Here is a 21204-nt window from a genome sequence, read left to right on the forward strand (position 1 = left end):
GACGATCCTGCGTCCCGTTTCGTCCGGGCGGGCCCCAGACGAGTGCCGGCCCGACAGAGTTTGGGCGCGGCCGGACGGTTTCACGTGAAGAAACGTCCGGCCGCGCCCAAGACTGAGAACGAAGAAGCGAGAAGGGCGGTCGAGAAGAACGCTCCCCTAGAACGGCAGCTTCCCGCCGGGGCCACCCATGCCTCCCATGTTGCCCATCTCGCGCATCATCTGCTGCATGGCACGGCGGCCCTTCTTGCCGGCGCCTGCCTGCGCGGCCATGGCCTTCATCTTGCTCATCATCTTGTTCATCTCGGACCACTGCTTGATGAGCTGGTTGACCTCCTGGACGCTGCGGCCGGAGCCCGCGGCGATGCGCTTGCGGCGCTGCCCGTTGATGATCTTGGGCCTCGCGCGCTCCTCACGCGTCATGGAGTGGATGATGGCCTCGATGCGGGTCATCTGGGAGTCGTCGACTGCCTGCGGAGCCTGGGCGAGCGCGCGGTCCATGCCCGGGATCATGCCCACGATCTTGGCGAGGCCGCCCATCTTGCGAATCTGCTGCATCTGCTTGAGCAGGTCGTCCATCGTGAAGCCCTCGCGCAGCATGCGCTCGGCGTCCTCGAGCTGCTGCTCGTCTGCCATCTTCTGGGCCTGCTCGATGATGCCCACCACGTCGCCCATGCCCAGGATGCGCTTGGCCATCCGGTCGGGGTGGAAGACCTCCAGCGAGTCGGGCTTCTCGCCCATGGAGACGAACTTGATGGGCTTGCCGGTGACCTCGCGCACGGAGAGCGCGCCGCCGCCGCGCGCGTCGCCGTCGAGCTTGGACATGATCACGCCGTCGAAGTCCACGCGGTTGGCGAACTCCGTGACCACGTTCACGATGTCCTGGCCCGTCATGGCGTCCACGACCATGAGGATCTGGTCCGGGCGCACGGCCTGCTTGATGGCCACGGCCTCCTGCATCATCTCCTCGTCGATCTGCAGGCGGCCGGCGGTGTCCACGATCACGATGTCGTTGAGGTGGTCAACGGCCTCGCGGATGGCGCCCTCGGCCACGGCCACGGCGTCTTTGCCGTCCCCGCGGAAGACCGAGACGCCGATCTCGCCGCCGAGGGTGGCGAGCTGGTCGGCGGCCGCCGGGCGGTGCGTGTCGCACGCGGCGAGCAGCGGGCTGTGGCCCTGGCTCTTGAGGAGGTAGGCGAGCTTGGCCGCCGCGGTGGTCTTGCCCGAGCCCTGCAGGCCCACGAGCATGATCACGTTGGGCGTGCGGTTCTGGGCGAGCGTGAGCTTGGAGTCGGTGGAGCCCAGCAGCACGGTGAGCTCGTCGAGTACGATGCGCACGACGTTCTGCGCGGGCGTGAGCGAGTCCAGGACGTCCGACTCGAGGCACTTCTCCTTGCAGCGACCGACGAAGCTCTTGACCACGCGATAGTTGACGTCAGCCTCGAGAAGGGCCATGCGGATCTCGCGCATGGCGACGTTGATGTCGTCCTCGGTGAGGCGGCCCTTGCCGCGCAGCTTGTCGAAGGTGTCCTGGAGGCGGTCGGAGAGCGAGCTGAATACTGCCATGGTTACATCCCTTCGCCCACGAGCGCGCGGCAGAAGTCGAGCGCGTCAAAGGTCTGGAGGTCGTCGAGGGTCTCGCCAACGCCGATGCGGTAGATGGGGAGGCCCAGCTGGCTGGATATGGCAAGGGCGATGCCGCCCTTGGCGGTGCCGTCGAGCTTGGTGACGATGAGGCCGTCGAGCTCGAGGGCGTCGTTGAACTCCTTGGCCTGGTTGAGGCCGTTCTGGCCGGTGGTGGCGTCAATCACCAGGACCACGCTGACGGGCATGCCCTGGCAGCGCTTGCGGGTGACGTTGACCACCTTGGCGAGCTCGCGCATGAGGTCGGAGGAGGTGTGCAGGCGCCCCGCGGTGTCAATGAGCACGAGGTCGGAGCCGCGGCGCTCGGCCTCCTCAACAACGTCGTAGCACACGCTCGCCGGGTCCGCACCGCGCTCGCGCGTGACCACCTCGACGCCGGCGCGCTGCCCCCAGACCTCGAGCTGCTCGATGGCGGCGGCACGGAAGGTGTCCGCCCCGCCGATGAGGCAGGAGAGCCCGGCCTCGCGGGCGCGGCCGGCGAGCTTGCCCACCGTGGTGGTCTTGCCGGCGCCGTTGATGCCCACGAAGAGCACGCAGGAGGGCACGTCCTCGAAGGGGTCGCGCCCGGCATCGGGGAACTCGGCCGCCAGGCGGCGAGCGAGCGCGTCGCGCAGCTGCTCGGCGCGGGTGAGGTTCTCGCGCGCGGCCTGCTCGCGCAGGTCGTCCGTCACGCGCATGGCAACCTCGGCGCCCATGTCGCCCATGACGAGGGTGTCCTCGAGGTCCTCCCAGAAGTCCTCGTCGACCTCGCCGCCCATGTAGAAGATCTCGTTGATGGCCTCGCGTGAGCGCTGGAGGCCCTTCTTCAGGTTGTCGAGAAAGCCCATCTAGGCATCAACCACCTTTCCTGTCGTGCGGTCGAGTCGCTGCGAGACCACGCGGCTCACGCCGTCGGCCTGCATGGACACGCCGTAGAGAACGTCTGCCTGCTCCATCGTCCTTCTCTGGTGGGAGATGACGATGAGCTGCGTCGACTCCTTGAGCTGCTCGATGGCGTCGAGCAGCTTTGAGAGGTTGGAGTCGTCGAGCGCCGCCTCGACCTCGTCGAAGACGTAGAACGGGACGGTCCTCACCTTGTATACCGCAAAGAGCAGGGCGAGGGCCGTGAGGGACTTCTCGCCGCCGCTCATGAGCATCATCTTGGAGAGCCGCTTGCCGCGCGGCTGCGCGACGATCTCGATGCCCGTCTCGGAGGGGTTCTCCGGGTCGGTCATCTCGATGTGCGCCTGGCCGCCGGGGAAGAGCAGCGAGAAGATCTGCGAGAAGTTCTCGTTGACCTGCTCGAAGACCACGAGGAAGCGGTTGCGCATCTTGCGCTCGATGGCAGCCGTGATCTTCTTCAGGGACTTCGAGGCGCTCTCGAGGTCCTCCACCTGCTCGTTGATGTAGTCCGCCCGCTGCTTGAGGCGCAGGTACTCGTCCATGGCGACCTCGTTCACGGGGCCGATGGAGTCGATCTGGCGCCTGAGCTCGGCCACGCGCCGCTCGGCGGCGTCGCGGTCCTCGGGCGAGGGAATGGCCAGGGCGTCGTCCAGGATGGCGCCGGTGGCGGTGATGGCGTTGATCGCGGTCTCCACCTGGACCTCGAGCTTCCCGAGGTCAACCTTGACGTCGGCCGCGGTCGCCCGGGCGCGCTCGAGCTCGGAGGCTGCCTCGGCAACGGCTGCCTTGGCGTCGCCGATGGTGCGCTTGAGGGAGTCCGAGTCCGCCTCTGCGAGCGAGGCACGGTCCTTGAGGCGCGCGGCCCACTCGACGGCGCGGGCGCGCAGGGCCTCGTAGCGCTCGTGCAGCGGGTCGACGCGAAGGCGCACCACCTCGAGGGCGCGCGACCCGCCCTCGGTGGCGGAGATGCGCCCCGAGAGGTCGGAGACGCGCCTGGCGAGCTCGCGCTCGCGCGTGGCGAGGCTGCCCCTGCGCTCCGTTGCCATGGCGAGCTCCAGGCGGGCGTCAGAGAGGGCGCGGCTCGCCCTCCCCTGCTCGCGGATGGCCTCCTCGTGCTCCTCGGAGCGCTCGGAGAGGGAGGCGGCGAGCTCGTCGGCGCGCTCGCGTGCGGCGCGGGCGGCGGCGCGGTGCCCCTCGATCCTCTCGCGCGCCTCGACGGCGCGCTGGCGAGAGGCCTCGCGGCGCTTGGTCACCTGGGCGCGCTCGGAGGCGGCGGACGAGAGCTGGGCCTCGAGCCTGCCGCGTTCGGAGGTGGCAGAGGAGAGCTCGGCGGTGAGACGCGCGACCTCGCCCTTTGCGGACGCGCTCCCGTCGCGGGCCTCGGCGAGCGCGATCTCGGCGTCGGAGGCCTCGGCGGAGGCCGTCTCGAGCGCCTCCGCGAGGGCGGGCACGCGGGCGGCGAGCTCGCGGATCCGCCTCTTGCGCTCGAGGGCGCCGGCCTCGCTCGAGGGCGCGCTTCCAACGCGCACGCGCCCGTCCGGCAGCGCCACGACGCCCTCCGGCGAGACGTACGTGGGCCCGGGGAAGCTCCGCTGCGCGGCGACGGCCTCCGCGGCGCTCCCAACGAGGCGCACGCTACCGAGAAGCGCCTCGAGGAGGGAGCGCGACCCGTCCTCCACGCGCAGGCGCTCGACCAGCGGGACGCCCGGGGCGCCCTCGGCAGCGGTGGCGCGGACGGCGGCACGCGACAGGATGGTGGCCCTGCCCTCGGCCTCGCCCATGCCCGCGGCGCGCTCCGCGAGCGCCGACGCGGAGTCGGCGTCCGCGACCACGAGGGCGGCGAGGTCGTCCCCCAGAAGGCGCTCGACGAGCGACTCCACGTCCTTCTCGGCGTCTATGAGGTCCGCCAGGCGGCACTGCACCTCATCCCCGGCGGCGTCCGCGAGGGCGGCCACGAGCGGGCTCGACTTCTCGACGTCTGCGTCCACCGAGCGCAGAGCGGAGAGCGTGGCCTCGGCGGAGGAGAGCTCGGAGCGGGCGTCACGCTCCGCCGCGCGCGCACGCTCGAGCTCGGCGGAGGCCGACGCTATGCGCCCCTCGAGCTCGGCCGCGCGCGACCGGGCCCCGGCAAGCTCGGACTCGAGCCTCTCGGCGGCACGCTCGCGCTCGGCGAGGGCCTCCTCGGCGGTGCGCACGCCCTCGTCGAGCTGCTCGAGGCGCGAGACGAACATCTGGTCCTCCACCTCGGCGCTCGAGATCTGCTCCTCGAGCTTGGCGTAGGCGAGCGTCTCGCGGTCGGCCTCGGAGCGCGCCGCGCGCTCCTCGGAGGTTATCCGGCTCATCTCTGCGTCGAGCTGGCGCCGGCGCTCCACGGCGGCGTGGGAGGCCGCAGAGAGCTCGGAGACGCTCGCCCTGAGGTCCTCCTCGCGGACCCGCAGGTCGGAGAGGTCAGACTCCACGCGCTCGTGCTCTGCCACGGCGTCGGCGCGCTGCTTTTTCATGGTGGAGAGCTGCATGCGCATGTCCGAGAGGCGCGCCACCATGTTCTTGCCCTTCTCCTCGAGAAGGCGCATGTCGGCGTCCATCCTGCCCAGGACGTCCTGCATGCGGCGGCGCTGCTCGCCGAGGTCGCCGACGAAGAGGCCCTTCTGCTCGAGGAGCAGCTGGAGCTTCTCGAGCTCCGCGGACTTCTCGTCGTGGCGGTACTGCGCGAGCTCGATCGCGGCGTCCGCCTCGCGCCCCCGCGCGGAGAGGCGCTCGTAGGCGCCCTGCAGCTGGCGCAGGTCGTCCACCGCGAGCTGGATGGTGAGCCCCTTGAGCTCGTCGGTGAGCTCGTGGCTGCGCTTGGCCTTGTCCACCTGGCGCTCGAGCGGGCGGAGCTGGCGCGCGATCTCGCGCGAGAGGAGCTTGGCGCGCGTGAGGTTCTCGTCCATGGAGGCGAGCTTCCTCTGGCTGCGCTCCTTGCGGCGGCGGTGCTTGGAGATGTCCGCCGCCTCCTCGATGAGGGCCCGGCGCTCCTCGGGGCGGCTCGAGAGGATGGAGTCGAGCTTGCCCTGGGAGATGATCGAGTGGGTGTCCTTGCCCAGGCCGGAGTCGTGCAGGATGTCCTGGACGTCCATGAGGCGCGACGGCGCGCCGTTGATGAGGTACTCGGACTCGCCGGAGCGGTACATGCGCCTGGTGATGCCCACCTCGGAGAAGTCAATCGGCAGCGTGTGGTCCGAGTTGTCGAGCACGAGGGTGACCTCGGCCACGCTCACCGCTCCGCGCGCGGAGGAGCCCGAGAAGATCACGTCCTCCATGGCCTGGCCGCGCAGCTGCTTGGCGCTCTGCTCGCCCAGGACCCAGAGGATGGAGTCGGAGACGTTGGACTTGCCCGAGCCGTTGGGGCCAACGACGACGGTGAGACCCGGGTCGAAGACCATCTGGGTCTTGTCCGCGAAGGACTTGAATCCCTTGAGCGTGAGCGACTTCAGATACACGGGGTGGGATGCCTTTCGAGCTAGTTGGTGATGCCGGCGCCGGAGAAGTCACCCTCCGTCGCGTAGCCAAGCCGCACGAGGGCATCCACGGCGGCGGAGCTCTCCGAGGACTTCTTGGAGGAGCCCGAGCCGCGCCCGATGCGCCGCCCGTCGACCATCACCACCGAGGTGAAGGTGGGGTCGTGCGCGGGGCCCTCCTCGGCCACGAGCTTGTACTCGGGGCCTCGGTGCCACTCGCGCTGCGTGATCTCCTGCAGGCGGGACTTGGGGCTGATGGGCTTCTCGGCGAGCGCCGGGGAGACCTCGGGGCCGAGCGTCCTCATGACGAACTCGTGAGCGACGTCGTACCCGGCGTCCAGATAGAGGGCGCCCACGAGGGCCTCATAGACGTTCTCGAGCGCGGAGTGCATGCCGCGGGCGCCGGTGCCCTTCTCGGACTCGCCCATGAGGATGAGCGGGGCGAGGCCCAGGCGCTCGGCCACCGTGGAGAGCATCTTGCCCGAGACGAGGCTGATCTTGGCCTGCGTGAGCGAGCCCTCGTCCATCTCCGGAAAGCGGAGGAAGAGGTCGCGCGCGACGATGGCTCCCAGGACGGAGTCGCCCAGGAACTCGAGCCGCTCGTAGGAGGCGGCGTGAGACTTCCCCTCGGCGGCCGAGGGGTGCGTGAGGGCCGATATGACGAGGTCCTCGTTGGAGAAGTGGTGGCCGCAGACCTGCTCGGCCTGGACCACCCGCTGGTGCATCTTCAAGAGGGGCGCCTCGCTACTGTGCCGCGGCGATGCCGTCGACGACCTGGCCGATGGTCACGATCTGGCCCACGGACTCGTCGGCCATCTGGATGCCGAACTCGTCCTCGAGCGCGGTGACGAGCTCGAGAAGGTCGAAGGAGTCCGCACCGAGCTCCTTGAGGTTGGTGTCCTCGCTCAGGGTGACGTCCTCGCCCAGGGAGAGCGTGTCGTCGACGACCTCGATGACCTTGGCGAGAATTGCGTCGCGATCCATGTGTACCTCCTTGCCTCGGGGCGTGGCCCCGGTTGTTTCTCATGTGATTCTACCCGTTACTTGCACAAAAGGGGACGTGCCCGAAACGTGCAGATCCTTGCACAAAACGGGCACGTCCCGTTTTGTGCAACGGCGGCTGGGTCAGCGGGAAGCCTCGCAGGCGTCGGCGATCTTCTGCGTCAGGTTGGCCCTCACCGCGGCGGCGGCCGCGAGCGTGCCCTGGCACACCGCCCTGGCGCTCGTGGCGCCGTGGCCCTTCACCACCGGCGCGCGCAGGCCAAGAAGGACGGCGCCACCGTACTGGTCTCCGGAGAGCTCCGCGGCAAGGCCCTTGAGCGAGCCCGCGAGGAGCGCCATGCCTATCTTGTTCTTGGCGGACTCCCCCATCGCGGCCTTGAGGCGCGAGATGACGAACTTGCCCGTGCCCTCGATGGACTTGAGGGCCACGTTGCCGGTGAAGCCATCCGCCACGATGACGTCGAAGGTGCCGGCAAGAAGGTCCGTGCCCTCGGCGTTGCCCGCGAAGCCGCAGTCGCCCGCCGCGAGAGCGGCGTGATAGGCGAGCGCCATCTCGGAGCCCTTGGTCTCCTCCGAGCCGTTGCAGAGCAGGCCCACGCGCGGCTCGGCCACGCCCAGCACCGCACGGGAGTAGGCGCGCCCCATGTGGGCGAACTGCACCATCACCTCGGGCTTGACGTCGGCGTTGGCGCCCATGTCCAGAAAGACCGTGGGCCTGCCGGAGACGCCGGGGAACGGCAGCGAGAGCGCGGGGCGCTTGATGCCCTTGAGGCGCCCAACGCCAAAGGTGGCGGCGGTGAGGACGGCACCGGTCGACCCGGCCGAGAAGAGGCCGTCGGCCTCCCCCGCGTGGACGGCCGCCGCGGCGCGCACGATGCTCGCGTCCTTCTTCTTGCGCACGGCCTGCGCGGGGTGCTCGGACATGGTGATGACCTCGGTGGTCACGAGCGCGCGGGCGCGGTCGTGGGAGGCGCAGAACGGCTCCACCGCGTCGGCGGCGCCGGCGACGAGCACCTTGAGATCGGCATCGGACTCGAGCGCGGATGCCACGCCCTCGAGCAGGACGGCGGGCTCCTTGTCCGCCCCCATGACGTCAACGCAGATGGTTGTCATGACTCCCCCTTCGGCTCATGCTGCGCCCTCTTTCGAACCCATTCATTATGACGCAACCAGCGACCGGACGTTCTTCTCGCCGAGTGCGGAGACGTGTCGTGCGAGGCGCGCTTCGCCCGCCGCACCCTCGTCGTGCGAAACGACGCGCCATGCGGGACGCGACGCACCTCACGCCAGGCGCAGAGAGTCTGCAGACACCCCTGTCCCGCACTCATGAGTGCCGGAAAGGAGTGCGGGCAATACGAGTGCTCAGGCACCTCGAGTGCGAGGCACTTCTCGGCGGATGCCATCAAATGCTGGCAGCGAGTGCGGGCCGGACCGCACTCATAGGTGTGGGCGAGAAGTGCGGTCGAGAAGTGCGGGCGAGGTCTCGGCGCCTGGAAAGAGACGCGGGAGAGCGAGAAGGACCTCAAGGCCGCGAACGCAAAAGGCCGACCCGCGAGGGGCCGGCCTGGCAAGACGATCTGTCCCGGAGAACGGGCTACTCGGTGACGACGACCTCGCGGTCCTTGTAGTAGCCGCAGTTGGGGCACACGTGGTGCGGGAGCTTGGGGGCGCCGCACTGCGGGCACACGGAACGAGCCGCGGCCTCGAGCTTGCTGTTAGCCGAACGACGGGTGTGGGTGGCGCCGCGGCCCTTCTTTTGCTTGGGTACTGCCATGTCAGACTCTCCTGTTCACAAAACTCTGCCCCTCCGCTCGCCACGGAGGCAGGCTGTCTCCAGTCATGCGAGGAGACACTATAGCACGACTCCCCCGTTCGGGGAACGTCCCATCAGCAATTCTTCACTCCTCGGGGGCGGCGCCTGCCGCGGGGGCCTCGTCGGAGCCCGTGAGGTCGAGCCCTGCGAGGGCGGCGAAGGGCGACGCCGAGAGGCGCTCCTGCTCGCGCTCGGCGTCGAGCTGGGCCATGTGCCCGCAGTCAACCTCGTTGAGGTTGGCGCCGCAGACCGGGCAGAGGCCGGCGCAGTCCTCCCTGCAGAGCACGACGAAGGGCGTCTCCATCACGAGGGAGGAGAGCAGGGCGCCGGAGAGGTCGATCGTACGGTCCGGCGAGACGAGCTCGAAGTCAGCCTCGTCCTCGTCCTCGGAGAGCTGCTCGGGCTCCTCAAAGAGATAGTAGCCGTCAACCTCCGCGTCGATGTCGAAGGAGGCCTCCTCCAGGCAGCGATCGCAGGTTCCCGTCACGTGGGCGCTCAGCATGCCCGTGGCGAGCACGCCCTCGCCCGTGTTGGTGAGCACGAGGTCGTAGTCCGCGCCCTCGGGGAGCGCGAACTCGTGGTCGCCGAGCACATAGCCCGCCTCGTCCAGGTGACCGGCACACTGCCAGGTGTCGCCCGCGCTGGCGAGACGATCGTCAAGGGAGATGATGAGGGGCCGCATGGCTACCAGGGCACGTTGTTGGTGGTGTTGCGCGGGCCGGAGTTCTCGTCGAGCGTCTGACGGACGCGAGTGACGGAGCTCGTGAGGGACTTGAGGTTCTCCTCGAGGTGCGCGAGGACGGTGTCCGCGTACTCCTCGGCGTTGTAGCGAGTGTCGCGCTCGTACTGGGCGGCCTGATCGCGGATGCCCTCGGCCTGCTGCTGGGCCAGGCGGACGATCTCCTGGTCGCCGGCGAGAATCATGGCCTGCTGCTGTGCGTCGGCAATGATGGAGTCGGCCTGCTGCTGCGCGCGGGAGAGGGTCTCCTGCTCCTCCTTGAGGATGCGGCGCGCGTCCGAGAACTCCTGCGGGAAGACGCGGCGAATCTCGTCCAGAATCTCGTAGACGTCCTGGGAGTCCACGATCTTCTTCTGGCCGTTGTCCATGAGGGGGGACTTGGCCTCGTTCACGATCTGCTCGAGCTCGTCCACCAAGCTCTCGATTTCCTCACCTGGCTGCATCTGTGGTCCTTTCGCGTGATTCATCGACGCACGGTGGCGTCTCGAAGCATCTGTATCGAGCATCATAGCAGATTAGCGGTGATAACACGAAACGTGTGCCATGAGTTGAACCACGTCGCGCAGAGTTTCCTGAAAAAGGCGCCAGGGGCGTTCGTCTGCAGACGGCGGGCTTCGTGACAGATTGCTCAGGTCAAACTGTCAAGCCACCTTGTGGGGTTGACAGTTTGACCTGAGCAATCTGTCAATGCTGACAAACCACCCTGTCCCCTTTGTCACCCTTTGTCAGGAGGCGGCGAAGTGGGCGCGCAGGCGGGCGTCCACGTTGGCGGGCACGAGGATGCTCACGTCGGACCCCATGGCGGCTATCTCGCGCACGATGGAGGAAGAGACGTAGCCGTACTTGGGGTTCGACATGACGAAGACGGACTCGAGGTCTGGCGCCATGTGGCTGTTGAGGTCGGCCTGCTGGAGCTCGTACTCGAAGTCGGTCATCGCACGCAGGCCCTTGACCACGCCGCCCGCGCCCAGCTCGTGGCAGAAGGTGACGAGAAGCCCGCTGAAGGGAAGCACCTCAATGTCGCTTGGCAGCCCCTCGAGCGAAATGGCCTCGCGGATCATCTCCACGCGCTCGTCCAGCGTGAAGGCGGTGCCTCGACCGCGCTTGTTGACCGACGCCGCCACGGCGACGGTGACGCGCGGGAAGAGGCGCCTGGCCCTGCGGATGACGTCGAGGTGTCCAAAGGTAACCGGGTCGAAGGTGCCCGGGACGACGACGTGCGTGATGGTGTCACCGTTGGTGCCGCTCATGACTCGCTCCCTCCAGACCGCGCCACGAGAAGGTCGACGGTCGTGATTCCGTGCGTCTTGGACTTTCTGAGCTCGAGGCCCTCGCAGGAGATCCCGGGCTCCGCGGAGGCGTGCTCGTAGACCACGATGGCGCCGGGCGCGAGCTGCGCGCTCGAGGCCAGGGCCTCCACGAGCCCTCCCACGCGGTCGGCCCCCACCGCATAGGGCGGGTCAAGGAATACCACGTCGAAGGGCGCCCCGGCAAGCCCGCGCTCCGCGAGGGCGAAGACGTCGCCCGCGAGCACGCGCGCCTCGTCAGCGGTGGCGCCCAAGCCGGCCGCCGTGCGGCGGACGATGCCCGCCACGCGCCGGTCCTTCTCCACAAAGGTGGCGCGCGCGGCACCGCGCGAGAGGAGCTCGAGGCCCATGGCGCCCGAGCCCGCGAAGGCGTCCAGCACGGAGAGTCCCGTGAGGTCGAGGCCCGCCGCGGAGAGGATCATCGAGGCTATGGACTCCCTCGCCCTGTCCGTGGTGGGACGCGTGGTCCCACGGCCCGAGGGCGCCTCTATCGCGCGCCCGCGCCACCTGCCGCCGACTATCCTCATGCTCCCTCCAGCTCCTCGAAGTATGCGCCGAAGCGCTCCCTGGCCTCGAGCGCCATCGCGCGGTGCTCCGGCGCGCAGAGGCGCGGGTCCCCCGCGGCGATCTCGCGCGCGTCCTCGTGCGCGGCCGCCACGAGGTCGGCGTCCGCCTCGAGGTCCGAGATCCTCAGCGTGACGCCGCCGCTCTGACGATACCCCAGAACCTCGCCCTCGTGCCGCAGCCGCAGGTCGAGCTCGGCGAGCTCGGAGCCGTCGGAGGTGGCCTCGAGCGCTGCCAGGCGCTGTCGCGCACGGCTGTCACGCCCGGCGGCGCAGCTCAGGTACACCGTGCCCGCCACGTCCCCGCGGCCGACGCGGCCACGGAGCTGGTGCAGGGTGGCGAGGCCAAAGCGGTCCGCATCGAGCACGACCATCACCGTGGCGTTGGGGACGTCCACGCCCACCTCCACCACCGTGGTGGCCACGAGCACCTGCGTCCTCCCCTCGCGGAAGCGCTCCATCGCGAGGTCCTTCTCGGCCGGGGCCATGCGCCCCGTGAGGATGTCGCAGGCAAGGCCGGGAAGCACCTGCGAGCGAAGCTCCTCGAGCGTTGCCGCCGCCGAGCGCGGGCGCGCGGGCGCCGCGCGCAGGGCCTCGGGGACGTCGTCGAGCGTCGAGCCGTCGTCCTTCTCGTCGACCAGAGGGCAGATGACGTATGCCTGGTGGCCCGCTGCCACCGCGTCGCGCACCGCGCCCCACGCGAGGTCGAGGCTCTCCGGCGGCACCACCTTGGTGGTGATGCCGGCTCCGGCGCGGGGCCGGCGGCGTATCCGCGAGAGGTCGACGTCCCCGTAGAGCGAGAGCGCGAGCGTGCGCGGGATGGGCGTGGCCGTCATGGCAAGGAGGTCCGCGCCGGGGCCCTTGCGCCGGAGGGCGGCGCGCTGGTCCACGCCAAAGCGGTGCTGCTCGTCTATGACCACGAGGGAGAGCGCCCGGAACTCCAGGCCCTCCGAGAGAAGGGCCGTGGTGCCAAAGACCACGCTGAGCTCGCCGGCGGCGGCGCGGGCCTCCGCCCGCACGCGCTCGTCAGCCGGCGTGGAGCCGGTGACGAGGGCCCAGCTCACCCCCGCCGCATCAAGGACGGGCCCGAGCTTCTCCGCGTACTGGCGGGCGAGGACCGAGGTGGGGGCCATGACGGCGGCCTGCGTCCCCGTGTCAGCAACGGCGGCCAGGGCCACGGCGGCAACGGCGGTCTTGCCCGTGCCCACGTCTCCCAGGAGCAGGCGGTTCATCACGCGGGGGGCGGCCATGTCGGCCAGGATGTCGTCCGCGGCGGCGCGCTGCTCGTCCGTGAGCGAGAAGGGCAGCGCGTCGAGAAGGGCCCGCACGTGGGGGCCGTCCGTGACGTGCTCCACGGGGGTGGCGTGCGCGAGCTCCACGCTCCTTCTGGTGAGAAGCGCAAGCTGGAGGCTCAGGAGCTCGTCGTAGGCAAGCCGCCGGCGCGCGACCTCCGCGGCGGGAAGCGACGGCGGGAAGTGGACGTCACGCAGGGCGCGCCCGAGCGTCACGAGCCCGTGGCGGGCGCAGAGCGCGGCCGGGAGCCAGTCGCAGACGTCACCCACGTCACGCAGCGCGGATGACACGATCCGCCGCATCCAGGAGGCGGTGACGCCCTCCCCCACCGGGTGCACGGGGAGCACGCGCGCGTAGCCGCCGGCGTCCGCCGAGGAGCCCACGACCTCGTGGAAGGGGGCCTTCATCTGCCTGAAGCCGTAGGCAAAGGTCACCTTGCCGGAGAGCGCCACCACGTCGCCGGGCTTGAGCTGCTCGGCGATCCAGGGCTGCCGGAAGAACGTTGCCACGAGCACGCCCGTCTCGTCCATGACGGAGACCTCGACGATCTGCATGCGGGGGCGCGGGCGCTTGAGCCTCACGCGGTCGACGGTGCCCACCACGGTGGCGTCCTGGCCCACGTCCGCAAGCCCGATCTTGGTCACGTGCGTGAAGTCGAGGTAACGGTGAGGTATGTGGAGCAGCAGGTCGCGAACGCGATGGAGCCCCAGCCGCTCGAGCGCCTCGAGACGCGCGCCGGAGACGTAGCGCAGCCTCGAGACAGAGTCAGAGAGGGCGCAGGTTCTCTGCACCCTCTCCGCTGCCGTTGCTATGGAAAGACGCGCCCCCAAGAGCCCCCGGAGCCCTACTCGATGGAGAAGATCACGGGGTAGAGGGGCTGCTCGCCGCGGTGCGGGTCGACCTCGAGGTCGGGCTGCGCCTCCTCGATGGCGGCGACGAGCCTCTCGAAGGCCTCGTCGTCCATGTCCTGGCCGGCGAGGATGGTGAGGGAGTCGCCCTCCTCCTCGTCCTGCATCTTGGCAATGAGGTCGAGGGTGACCTGCTCCACGGAGGAGCCCACGACGTCGATGGAGTCGTCCTGGATGCCCATGACGTCGCCGGCGTGAATGGGGCTGCCGTCCGCCGCCTGGGAGTCGCGCACGGCGGTGGTGACCTCGCCGCCGCGAACGTCCTGGATGGCCTCGGTCATGGCCTCGACGTTGTCCTCGAGGGTGCCCTCGGGGTCCACGACGAACATGGCGGAGAAGCCCTGGAGCACGGTCTTGGTGGGCACCACGGCCACCTTGGCGCCCTCGCATGCGCTCGCGGCGGCCTCGGCGGCCATGCGGATGTTGCCGTTGCCCGGGAGCACGATCACGCTGTCGGCGTTGACCTGCTCGATGGCGCTGAGGATGTCGGCGGTGGACGGGTTCATCGTCTGGCCGCCGGAGACCACCACGTCGACGCCCAGGGAGCGCAGGATCTCCTCCTCGCCGGAGCCTGCGGCCACGGCCACGAAGCCCAGGGCCTTGTGCGGCAGCCCCTCGGCCTGGCCCGCGGCCTCGGCCTGGTCGGCCGCGATCTTGGCCGTGCGGTCGTGGGACTCCATGTCCATGTTGTGGATGAAGACCTCGTAGACCTGGCCAAACTGGAGCATGTACTCGAGCACGCGGTTGGGCTCGTTGGAGTGCACGTGCACCTTGAAGTCGGGGTAGGCGCCCACGATGAGCTCGCAGTCGCCCAGGGTGGCCAGGTGCGCGAGGGACTCGTCGACGTCGAAGGGCTTCTCGGCCTTGAAGAGGAACTCGTTGCAGTAGCGGAACTCGGAGCCCTCCCAGTCGTCGTTGAGCTCGATCTGGACCTTGGCGGAGACGTCGGCCTTCGCGTCGACGGTGGTCTTGAAGTCGGTGAGCTCGCCGGCCTTGCCGGTGGCGGCGTTGACGAAGGCCTCGAGGAAGACGGCGAAGCCGAAGGCGCCCGAGTCCACGACGCCGTTCTCCTTGAGGACGGGAAGCAGCTCGGGCGTGCGTGCCACGGACTCGTAGGCCTCCACCACCAGGGCGTCGAGCATCTCGCGGCAGGTGAGGTCGCGACTCTTCTCGAGCTGGTCCGCCTTGGCGGAGACGTCGCGCAGGACGGTGAGGATGGTGCCCTCGACGGGCTTGCGCACCGCCTTGAAGGCGACCTTCACGCCGCGGCGCCACGCGTGGGCGATGTCACCCGGGGTGGGCTTGTCCTGGTTCTTGGCGTCCGTGAGACCCTCCGCGATGCCGCGCAGGATCTGAGACGTGATGACGCCCGAGTTGCCGCGCGCGCCCATGAGCGAGCCGTGCGTGATGGCCTTGGCGATGTCGTCGATCGAGGCGCCCGCGGGCAGTGCCTCGACCTCCTTCACCACGGTGTTGAGGGTGAGCGACATGTTGGTGCCCGTGTCTCCGTCCGGCACCGGGAAGACGTTGAGCTTGTTGATCTCCTCCGCGCGGTCGGCCACGACCTTGGCGGCGGCGGGGAAGCAGGTGCGGATGACGGTCGAAATCATCTTCGAGTACCTCGGTTCTTTCTCGGAGTGCTAGCGGGCGTTGCGGAGGCCCTCGATGTGCACCTTGACGTCAACGTTCTCCAGCTCGGCGATCTGCTTGAGCAGGAACTTCACGGAGCTCGTGAGGTTGCCGACCACAGAGGCCATGTTGACGCCCTGCTCGACGATCACGTGGAGGTCAACCGAGACGCGCCCGCCCGAGGCGGCCACGTCGATCCCCTTCCTCAGGCGGAAGGACGGGAGCAGGCGGGCGACGCCGGCCTGCTCGTCAATCTCGGCCATGCCCACGACGCCGTAGCACTCGAGCGCGGCGTAGCCGGCAAGGTCGGCGATGCAGTCGTTGGACACCCTCAGCGTTCCCGGAACGACACCAGACATGTGGTCTCCTCTCGCTGGCGGAAGTTTCGCACACACATTTCGTCAAGTATAGCGCAGCGCCGGCGCAGTTGAGACCTCGCGGCTCGCTGCGCACTTCTCGGTGCCCGCCCGCGACGGCACGCCCTTCTCGGCGCGCCCGTTCCCACCCTCCGCGAGCCAATGTACAGAAATCCCGGACTTCCCTGACGCCCAGCTGGGGGAACGTCTCGGGAACTCCGGGATTTCTGTACATTGCGCACTCGACGGGCGGCGATGGCGAGAAGAACGCCCCTACCGGCGCGCTGCGGCTACAGCCTGCGCAGCGCCTCCACGAGGCCGGTCTTGGAGTCTGTCTGGGCGTCGCGCATCTTGATCACGCGGGCGGGCACCCCCGCCACGACGGCGCCGGCGGGCACGTCCTCCACGCAGACGGCACCCGCGGCCACGACGGCCCCCTCGCCCACGCGCACGCCCTCGAGCACCACCGCGTTGGCGCCGATCATCACGTTGTCCTCCACGACCACGGGCACGGCGCTCGCGGGCTCCACCACGCCGGCGAGGACGGTGCCCGCGCCCACGTGGCAGTTGGCGCCCACGGTGGCGCGTCCGCCGAGGACGGCGCCCATGTCGATCATGGTGCCCGGTCCCACGACGGCACCGATGTTGATGATCGCGCCCATCATGATCACCGCGCCGTCGCCGATCTCCACGCGGTCGCGGATGATGGCGCCCGGCTCGATGCGGGCGTTCACGCCGCGCACGTCGAGCAGGGGCACGGCGGAGTTGCGGCGGTCGGCCTCGACGTCGAGGTACTCGATGCACTCGGCGTTCCTCTGGATGATGGCGGAGAGCTCGGCCCACTCGCCAAAGACGATCTTGCCCTCGCGCCCGCCGTAGACGTGGGCGCTCCCCCAGTCCAGGCGCATGCCGCAGCGCTCGCGCACGTAGAGCTTGACGGGCGTCTTCTTGGGCGCGTTGGCGATGAAGTCGATGATCTCCTGGGCGTTCAAGGGAGTGGCTCCTTTCGTTGCATGGGGGGCGGGTCGACGGTTCTTCTCCCCGCTCGGACAGCTTCGCGCTGAGAACGCGCGAAGAACTCGCGGGCGAGAAGAACCGTCGACCCGCACGCGCCCCCAGTTTCCGGCGGTCGGGGTACCAGAGGCGGTGGTATCGCTCTCGCTAGGTTACCCGAACATCAGGGCGTCGAAGTCGTAGAAGCCGGGGTCGCGCTCGAGCAGGCGCTCGGCCGCGCGGACGGCGCCCGCCACGAAGATCTGGCGGCTCGCGGCGCGGTGCGTGAGGCAGACCTCCTCGTCCGTGCCGAAGAAGTGCACCTCGTGCGTGCCGGCGACGGTACCTCCGCGCAGCGCGTGCATGCCGATCTCCCCGGGGACGCGCGCGCCCACGATGCCGGAGCGACCGTCCACCACCGGGCGCTCCCCCGACGGATCCACGGCGGCGAGAAGGGCCTTCGCCGTGCCGCTAGGGGCATCGACCTTCTGGTTGTGGTGCGTCTCCACGATCTCGACGTCCCAGTCCGCCAAGGCCTCGGCGGCCATCGCAGTGGCGCGGCGCAGGACCGCCACGCCCAGGGAGTAGTTGGAGGCCCAGATCACGCGGTTCTTCTCGCCAAGTGCCCGGAGCTGGGAGAGCTGCTCGGCGGAAAGACCGGTGGTTCCGGAGACGACCGCCGCACCCGTGCGCTGCGCGTACGCCACCACGTGCGAAAGGGACGCCGGCGCGGAGAAGTCCACGACGACGTCCGCCGCGGGCGCTCCCCCGTCCAGGTCGGCGATGTTGTCGACGTCGTAGGACCCAACGAGCTCGAAGCCCCGCGCCACGAGCTCCTCGCGCACGAGGCGCCCCATGCGGCCGGAGCCGCCGACGACGATCGCGCTAGCCAAGGAGACCAGCCCCCCTGAGGGCGGCGACCACGCGGGCGCGGCCGACGTCGGAGATGGTCCAGAGCGGCTGGCGGTAGTACTCGCCGATGAGGCCCATCTCGGCCAGGGCGCACTTCACCGGAATGGGGTTGACCTCACAGAAGAGCGAGTGGATGAGCTCGAGGTTCTCGAGCTGCGTCGCGCGGGCCGCCGCGATGTCGCCGGAGAGGAAGTCCGCGCACATCTTGTGCACCGTGGCCGGCGCGACGTCGGCCCACACGGAGATGACGCCCTTGGCGCCAAGGCTCATGAGCGGCACCACGATGTCATCGTTGCCGGAGAACATGCGGAAGTCGTCGGAGAGGTACTGGGCCGCCATGGTCGCGTACTCGATGGAGCCGGAGGCCTCCTTGAGGCCCCACGCGTTGGGGTGGGCGGCCAGGCGCGCGAGGTTCTTCTCGCTGATGGAGCAGCCGGTGCGGCCGGGGATGTTGTAGAGGATGCAGGGGACGTCCACCTTGTCCAGGACCGCGGTGAAGTGGCGGTAGATGCCCTCCTCGTTTGACTTGTTGTAGTAGGGCGTGATGAGCAGCAGGCCGTCGATGCCGAGCTTGACCAGGCCGGCGGCCTTGCGCTCGGACTCGAAGGTGGCGTTGGAGCCCGCGCCGCCTATGACGGGCACGCGACCGGCCACGCGCTCGATGACGCAGCGCGCGACGGCAAGGTCCTCCTCGTCGGTCATGGTGGAGGACTCGCCGGTGGTGCCGAGCACGAGGATGCCGTCCGTGCCGTTCTCCAGGTGGAAGTCGACGAGACGCTCGAGGCCCTCGAAGTCGATGGAGCCGTCCTCGTTGAACGGCGTGACGAGCGCGACAATGGATCCGGTGAGGTTGGTCATGTCCATGGCGTTGCCTTTCTTCGGTTCACGTAACATGACAAAGGGACTGTCCCCTTGTCAGATTTGCAGGTCAAGGGTGGCGAAGTAGTCCGAGGGCTTCTCGGCGCGGCGGATGAGCTCGGTGGAGCCATCCTCGCGCAGCAGCACCTCCGCGGACCTGAGCCGACCGTTGTAGTTGTAGCCCATCGAGTACCCGTGGGCCCCGGTGTCGTGGATGACGAGCAGGTCCCCGCGCTCGACCTCGGGAAGCTCGCGGTCGATGGCGAACTTGTCGTTGTTCTCGCAGAGGCAGCCCGTGACGTCATAGGTGCGCGTAGCCGCCCAGGCGGACTTGTCCGGTCCGCCCGCCTGCCCCATCACCGTGATGTGGTGGTAGGCGCCGTACATGGCGGGGCGGATGAGGTCCACGGCGCTCGCGTCCACGCCCAGGTAGTCCTTGTAGATCCGCTTCTCGTGGATGGCGCGCGTGACCAGGCAGCCGTACGGCCCCAGCATGAAGCGGCCCATCTCGCAGAAGATGGCCACGTCACCCATGCCCGCGAGCACGAGGACCTCCTCGTAGGCGCGCCGCACGCCCTCGCCGATGGCGCGGATGTCGCAGGGCTCCTCGTCCGGGCGGTACGGGATGCCCACGCCGCCGGAGAGGTTCACGAAGCCCACGTGCACGCCGCACTCGCGCGAGAGGCGAACCGCGAGCTCAAAGAGGATGCGGGCGAGCGCGGGGTAGTAGTCGTTGCCGTGCGTGTTGCTAGCGAGAAAAGCATGCAGCCCGAACTCCTTCGCCCCGCGGTCCCGCAGCATGCGGTACGCCTCGAAGAGCTGCTCCTCGGTCATGCCGTACTTGGAGTCGCCCGGGTTGTCCATGATGCCGTTGGCAAGGCGGAAGAGCCCGCCGGGGTTGAAGCGGCAGCTCACGGTGGCGGGGACGGGGCCTGCCACCTCCTCGAAGAAGGGGATGTGGCTGATGTCGTCGAAGTTCACGATCGCGCCGAGCTCGCGCGCGAGGGCAAAGTCCTCCGCCGGCGTGTCATTGGAGGAGAACATGATCTTCTCGCCCGTGATGCCAAGGGCACGCGCGATGAGGAGCTCCGTGTAGCTGGAGCAGTCGCAGCCACAGCCGTACTCGGCCAGGATCTTGATCAGCGCGGGGTTGGGGTTTGCCTTGACGGCGAAGTACTCGCGAAAGCCCGGGTTCCACGAGAAGGCATCGAGCACCGCCTCCGCGTTGGCTCGGATGCCCGCCTCGTCGTACAGGTGAAAGGGCGTGGGATAGCGCTCGGCAATGGCGACGAGCTGCTCCTTGCTCACAAACGGGTGCTTAGCTGCGTGTTCCATGCACGTCTCCCTGATAGCGCTCCTGCAGTTGCTTGCAGACAGTCCTGCGGGTCTTCCCCGCAGGCCCACCCCGCGCCCGTGCCCGGGAGCGGAGTTCGGCGGGCTCGCCTCCCCGCGGGGTCGTGACGCCTGCCGGCTGCCCCGCGAGCCTTCTTGCCCGCGCCTCTATCGAGTGTTGCCACTGTAGCACGGCTTTGTGACGGGATGCTTCCACTCTGCCTCCGGTTGATACACTGGCAACAAAAACCTGACAGCGGGGAGAGAGATGCCTGACGAGAAGAACCCTGAGCTCGAGCGTCTGCGCACCTGGAGGCGCGACCTCCATCGCATCCCGGAGCTCGACTTTGACCTGCCGGAGACGCTCGCCTACGTGCGCGGCGTGCTGGAGGGGCTCTCCTGCGAGGTGCTCGAGCCCTGCGAGGGCTGCGTCTGCGCGTGGTTCGACCTGGGCCGCGACCGCGCGACGGCCCTGCGCTCGGACATGGACGCCCTTCCCGTGACGGAGCGCACGGGCGCGGCGTACGCGAGCACGCGCCCCGGCCGCATGCACGCCTGCGGCCACGACGGCCACATGGCCATGGCGCTCGCGGCCGCCACCTGGGTGGACGACGTCGTCTCCGGCCGCGTGTCGGGGACGAGCGCCGCCAACCTGCCCCGCAACGTGCTCGTGGTGTTCCAGCCCGCCGAGGAGACCACCGGGGGCGCGAGGCTGGTCTGCGAGAGCGGGGTCTTCGAGCGCTGCGGGGCCGACCGGATCTTTGGCTTCCACCTCTGGCCGGACCTGCCGGCGGGCTCCCTGGCGTCGCGCCCGGGGGCGCTCCTCGCCCGCTCGAGCGAGGTGACCGTGGAGTACGCCGGCCGCTCGAGCCACATCGCCCGCTGGCGCGAGGGCCGCGACGCCCTGGCGGCGGCGGCGCGCTTCGTCCCCTCGGCCGAGGCCATGTGCGGGAGGCTCCAGAAGGAGGCGGGCGAGCCGTGCCTGCTGCGCTTCGGGCGGCTCGAGGCCGGCACGGTGCGAAACGCCATCGCCGGGGCGGCTCGCGCCGAGGGCAGCCTGCGCGTCTTCTCCGACGATATGTTCGACCGGGCGCGCGAGGCCGTGACCACGCTCGCAAAGAACGCGGCGCGCACGGAGGGCTGCGAGGTCAGCGTCACCTTCTCCGAGGGCTATCCGCCGGTGGCCAACGACCCCTCGCTCTACTCGGCCGTGGAGGCGACGCTCCCCGAGCTCACCCGCGTGCCGGAGCCGCTCCTCATTGCCGAGGACTTCTCCTTCTACCAGCGGCACCTGCCCGGCGTCTTCCTGCTGCTGGGCACGGGCACCGGCACGCCGCTCCACGCGGACACGTTCGACTTCGACGAGCGCGTGCTGCTGGCGGGCGCCGACGCGTACCGCCGCCTGACCATGATGCCGTAGCGAGGCGCCGTCCTTCTCGGCACGTTTCGTCGCTTTCCCGCACGCCAGCCGTTGAG

19 protein-coding genes and 1 riboswitch are annotated in these 21204 nt (G+C 69.4%); of the genes, 1 reads left to right on the forward strand and 18 read right to left on the reverse strand.

Going from position 1 to position 21204, the window contains the following annotated elements; translation table 11 throughout:
- Positions 1 to 156: 156 nt before the first annotated feature.
- The 18 genes from ffh to B5F79_RS06135 form a co-directional block, all read right to left on the reverse strand.
- Complete coding sequence (gene ffh, locus B5F79_RS06050; RefSeq protein ID WP_087218840.1) at positions 157 to 1563, reverse strand: signal recognition particle protein; 1407 nt, start codon at positions 1561 to 1563, stop codon at positions 157 to 159.
- 2 nt (positions 1564 to 1565) lie between these two features.
- On the reverse strand, positions 1566 to 2468 hold the full coding sequence (gene ftsY, locus B5F79_RS06055; protein ID WP_087218843.1) for a signal recognition particle-docking protein FtsY: 903 nt from the start codon (positions 2466 to 2468) through the stop codon (positions 1566 to 1568).
- The gene (gene smc / locus B5F79_RS06060) at positions 2469 to 6005 is read right to left on the reverse strand and encodes a chromosome segregation protein SMC (protein ID WP_087218846.1); all 3537 of its coding nucleotides are present in this window, start codon (positions 6003 to 6005) and stop codon (positions 2469 to 2471) included.
- A gap of 20 nt (positions 6006 to 6025) precedes the next feature.
- Positions 6026 to 6754, reverse strand: coding sequence for a ribonuclease III (gene rnc, locus B5F79_RS06065; protein WP_087218849.1), 729 nt, complete (start codon positions 6752 to 6754; stop codon positions 6026 to 6028).
- A gap of 13 nt (positions 6755 to 6767) precedes the next feature.
- Complete coding sequence (locus B5F79_RS06070) at positions 6768 to 7007, reverse strand: phosphopantetheine-binding protein (protein ID WP_087218852.1); 240 nt, start codon at positions 7005 to 7007, stop codon at positions 6768 to 6770.
- 141 nt (positions 7008 to 7148) lie between these two features.
- Positions 7149 to 8138 (reverse strand): phosphate acyltransferase PlsX, encoded by a 990-nt coding sequence (gene plsX, locus B5F79_RS06075; protein WP_087218855.1) that lies wholly within the window; start codon positions 8136 to 8138, stop codon positions 7149 to 7151.
- A gap of 481 nt (positions 8139 to 8619) precedes the next feature.
- Positions 8620 to 8799, reverse strand: coding sequence for a 50S ribosomal protein L32 (gene rpmF / locus B5F79_RS06080; RefSeq protein ID WP_087218859.1), 180 nt, complete (start codon positions 8797 to 8799; stop codon positions 8620 to 8622).
- 124 nt (positions 8800 to 8923) lie between these two features.
- Positions 8924 to 9520, reverse strand: coding sequence for a YceD family protein (locus B5F79_RS06085; RefSeq protein WP_087218862.1), 597 nt, complete (start codon positions 9518 to 9520; stop codon positions 8924 to 8926).
- A gap of 2 nt (positions 9521 to 9522) precedes the next feature.
- Positions 9523 to 10020, reverse strand: coding sequence for an ATPase (locus B5F79_RS06090; RefSeq protein ID WP_087218865.1), 498 nt, complete (start codon positions 10018 to 10020; stop codon positions 9523 to 9525).
- A gap of 282 nt (positions 10021 to 10302) precedes the next feature.
- Entirely contained in the window at positions 10303 to 10827 is a 525-nt protein-coding gene (gene coaD, locus B5F79_RS06095; RefSeq protein ID WP_087218868.1) for a pantetheine-phosphate adenylyltransferase, read from the reverse strand.
- Positions 10824 to 11411 carry a 16S rRNA (guanine(966)-N(2))-methyltransferase RsmD gene (rsmD, locus tag B5F79_RS06100; RefSeq protein WP_087218871.1) on the reverse strand — a complete coding sequence of 196 codons (588 nt, stop codon included), beginning with the start codon at positions 11409 to 11411 and terminating at the stop codon, positions 10824 to 10826. The genes coaD and rsmD overlap by 4 nt, the downstream gene beginning before the upstream one ends.
- Positions 11408 to 13570 (reverse strand): ATP-dependent DNA helicase RecG, encoded by a 2163-nt coding sequence (locus B5F79_RS06105; protein ID WP_087218874.1) that lies wholly within the window; start codon positions 13568 to 13570, stop codon positions 11408 to 11410. Before B5F79_RS06105 ends, rsmD begins: the two co-directional genes overlap by 4 nt.
- A 14-nt stretch (positions 13571 to 13584) precedes the next feature.
- Positions 13585 to 15258: a DAK2 domain-containing protein gene (locus B5F79_RS06110; RefSeq protein ID WP_087218877.1), complete on the reverse strand. Its 1674-nt coding sequence runs from the start codon at positions 15256 to 15258 to the stop codon at positions 13585 to 13587.
- Positions 15259 to 15288: 30 nt separating this feature from the next.
- Positions 15289 to 15636 (reverse strand): Asp23/Gls24 family envelope stress response protein, encoded by a 348-nt coding sequence (locus tag B5F79_RS06115; protein ID WP_087218880.1) that lies wholly within the window; start codon positions 15634 to 15636, stop codon positions 15289 to 15291.
- 287 nt (positions 15637 to 15923) lie between these two features.
- A complete protein-coding gene (gene dapD, locus B5F79_RS06120; RefSeq protein ID WP_087218883.1) occupies positions 15924 to 16625 on the reverse strand; it encodes a 2,3,4,5-tetrahydropyridine-2,6-dicarboxylate N-acetyltransferase in 702 nt (233 codons plus the stop codon).
- Between the two features lie 174 nt (positions 16626 to 16799).
- Complete coding sequence (gene dapB, locus B5F79_RS06125) at positions 16800 to 17519, reverse strand: 4-hydroxy-tetrahydrodipicolinate reductase (protein ID WP_087218886.1); 720 nt, start codon at positions 17517 to 17519, stop codon at positions 16800 to 16802.
- Positions 17512 to 18402 (reverse strand): 4-hydroxy-tetrahydrodipicolinate synthase, encoded by an 891-nt coding sequence (dapA, locus tag B5F79_RS06130; RefSeq protein ID WP_206391056.1) that lies wholly within the window; start codon positions 18400 to 18402, stop codon positions 17512 to 17514. Before dapA ends, dapB begins: the two co-directional genes overlap by 8 nt.
- 51 nt (positions 18403 to 18453) lie before the next feature.
- The gene (locus tag B5F79_RS06135) at positions 18454 to 19731 is read right to left on the reverse strand and encodes a diaminopimelate decarboxylase family protein (protein WP_087218889.1); all 1278 of its coding nucleotides are present in this window, start codon (positions 19729 to 19731) and stop codon (positions 18454 to 18456) included.
- Between the two features lie 6 nt (positions 19732 to 19737).
- A riboswitch (Lysine riboswitch) is annotated at positions 19738 to 19907 on the reverse strand.
- An 89-nt stretch (positions 19908 to 19996) separates the two neighbouring features.
- Between B5F79_RS06135 and B5F79_RS06140 the strand changes: the two genes are divergently transcribed.
- On the forward strand, positions 19997 to 21148 hold the full coding sequence (locus B5F79_RS06140; protein ID WP_087218892.1) for an amidohydrolase: 1152 nt from the start codon (positions 19997 to 19999) through the stop codon (positions 21146 to 21148).
- Positions 21149 to 21204 lie beyond the last annotated feature (56 nt).

The sequence above is a fragment of the Olsenella sp. An285 genome (assembly GCF_002159625.1).
Classification (GTDB): domain Bacteria; phylum Actinomycetota; class Coriobacteriia; order Coriobacteriales; family Atopobiaceae; genus Thermophilibacter; species Thermophilibacter avicola.

What these genes read in the sequence shown, in the direction of transcription:
- B5F79_RS06070 (WP_087218852.1), bottom strand. Translation starts at nt 7,007, where the DNA reads ATGGATCGCGACGCAATTCTCGCCAAGGTCATCGAGGTCGTCGACGAC.
- dapA (WP_206391056.1), bottom strand. Translation starts at nt 18,402, where the DNA reads ATGGACATGACCAACCTCACCGGATCCATTGTCGCGCTCGTCACGCCG.
- plsX (WP_087218855.1), bottom strand. Translation starts at nt 8,138, where the DNA reads ATGACAACCATCTGCGTTGACGTCATGGGGGCGGACAAGGAGCCCGCC.
- B5F79_RS06090 (WP_087218865.1), bottom strand. Translation starts at nt 10,020, where the DNA reads ATGCAGCCAGGTGAGGAAATCGAGAGCTTGGTGGACGAGCTCGAGCAG.
- rsmD (WP_087218871.1), bottom strand. Translation starts at nt 11,411, where the DNA reads ATGAGGATAGTCGGCGGCAGGTGGCGCGGGCGCGCGATAGAGGCGCCC.
- B5F79_RS06135 (WP_087218889.1), bottom strand. Translation starts at nt 19,731, where the DNA reads ATGGAACACGCAGCTAAGCACCCGTTTGTGAGCAAGGAGCAGCTCGTC.
- B5F79_RS06110 (WP_087218877.1), bottom strand. Translation starts at nt 15,258, where the DNA reads ATGATTTCGACCGTCATCCGCACCTGCTTCCCCGCCGCCGCCAAGGTC.
- rpmF (WP_087218859.1), bottom strand. Translation starts at nt 8,799, where the DNA reads ATGGCAGTACCCAAGCAAAAGAAGGGCCGCGGCGCCACCCACACCCGT.
- B5F79_RS06115 (WP_087218880.1), bottom strand. Translation starts at nt 15,636, where the DNA reads ATGTCTGGTGTCGTTCCGGGAACGCTGAGGGTGTCCAACGACTGCATC.
- B5F79_RS06140 (WP_087218892.1), top strand. Translation starts at nt 19,997, where the DNA reads ATGCCTGACGAGAAGAACCCTGAGCTCGAGCGTCTGCGCACCTGGAGG.
- B5F79_RS06085 (WP_087218862.1), bottom strand. Translation starts at nt 9,520, where the DNA reads ATGCGGCCCCTCATCATCTCCCTTGACGATCGTCTCGCCAGCGCGGGC.
- coaD (WP_087218868.1), bottom strand. Translation starts at nt 10,827, where the DNA reads ATGAGCGGCACCAACGGTGACACCATCACGCACGTCGTCGTCCCGGGC.
- ftsY (WP_087218843.1), bottom strand. Translation starts at nt 2,468, where the DNA reads ATGGGCTTTCTCGACAACCTGAAGAAGGGCCTCCAGCGCTCACGCGAG.
- ffh (WP_087218840.1), bottom strand. Translation starts at nt 1,563, where the DNA reads ATGGCAGTATTCAGCTCGCTCTCCGACCGCCTCCAGGACACCTTCGAC.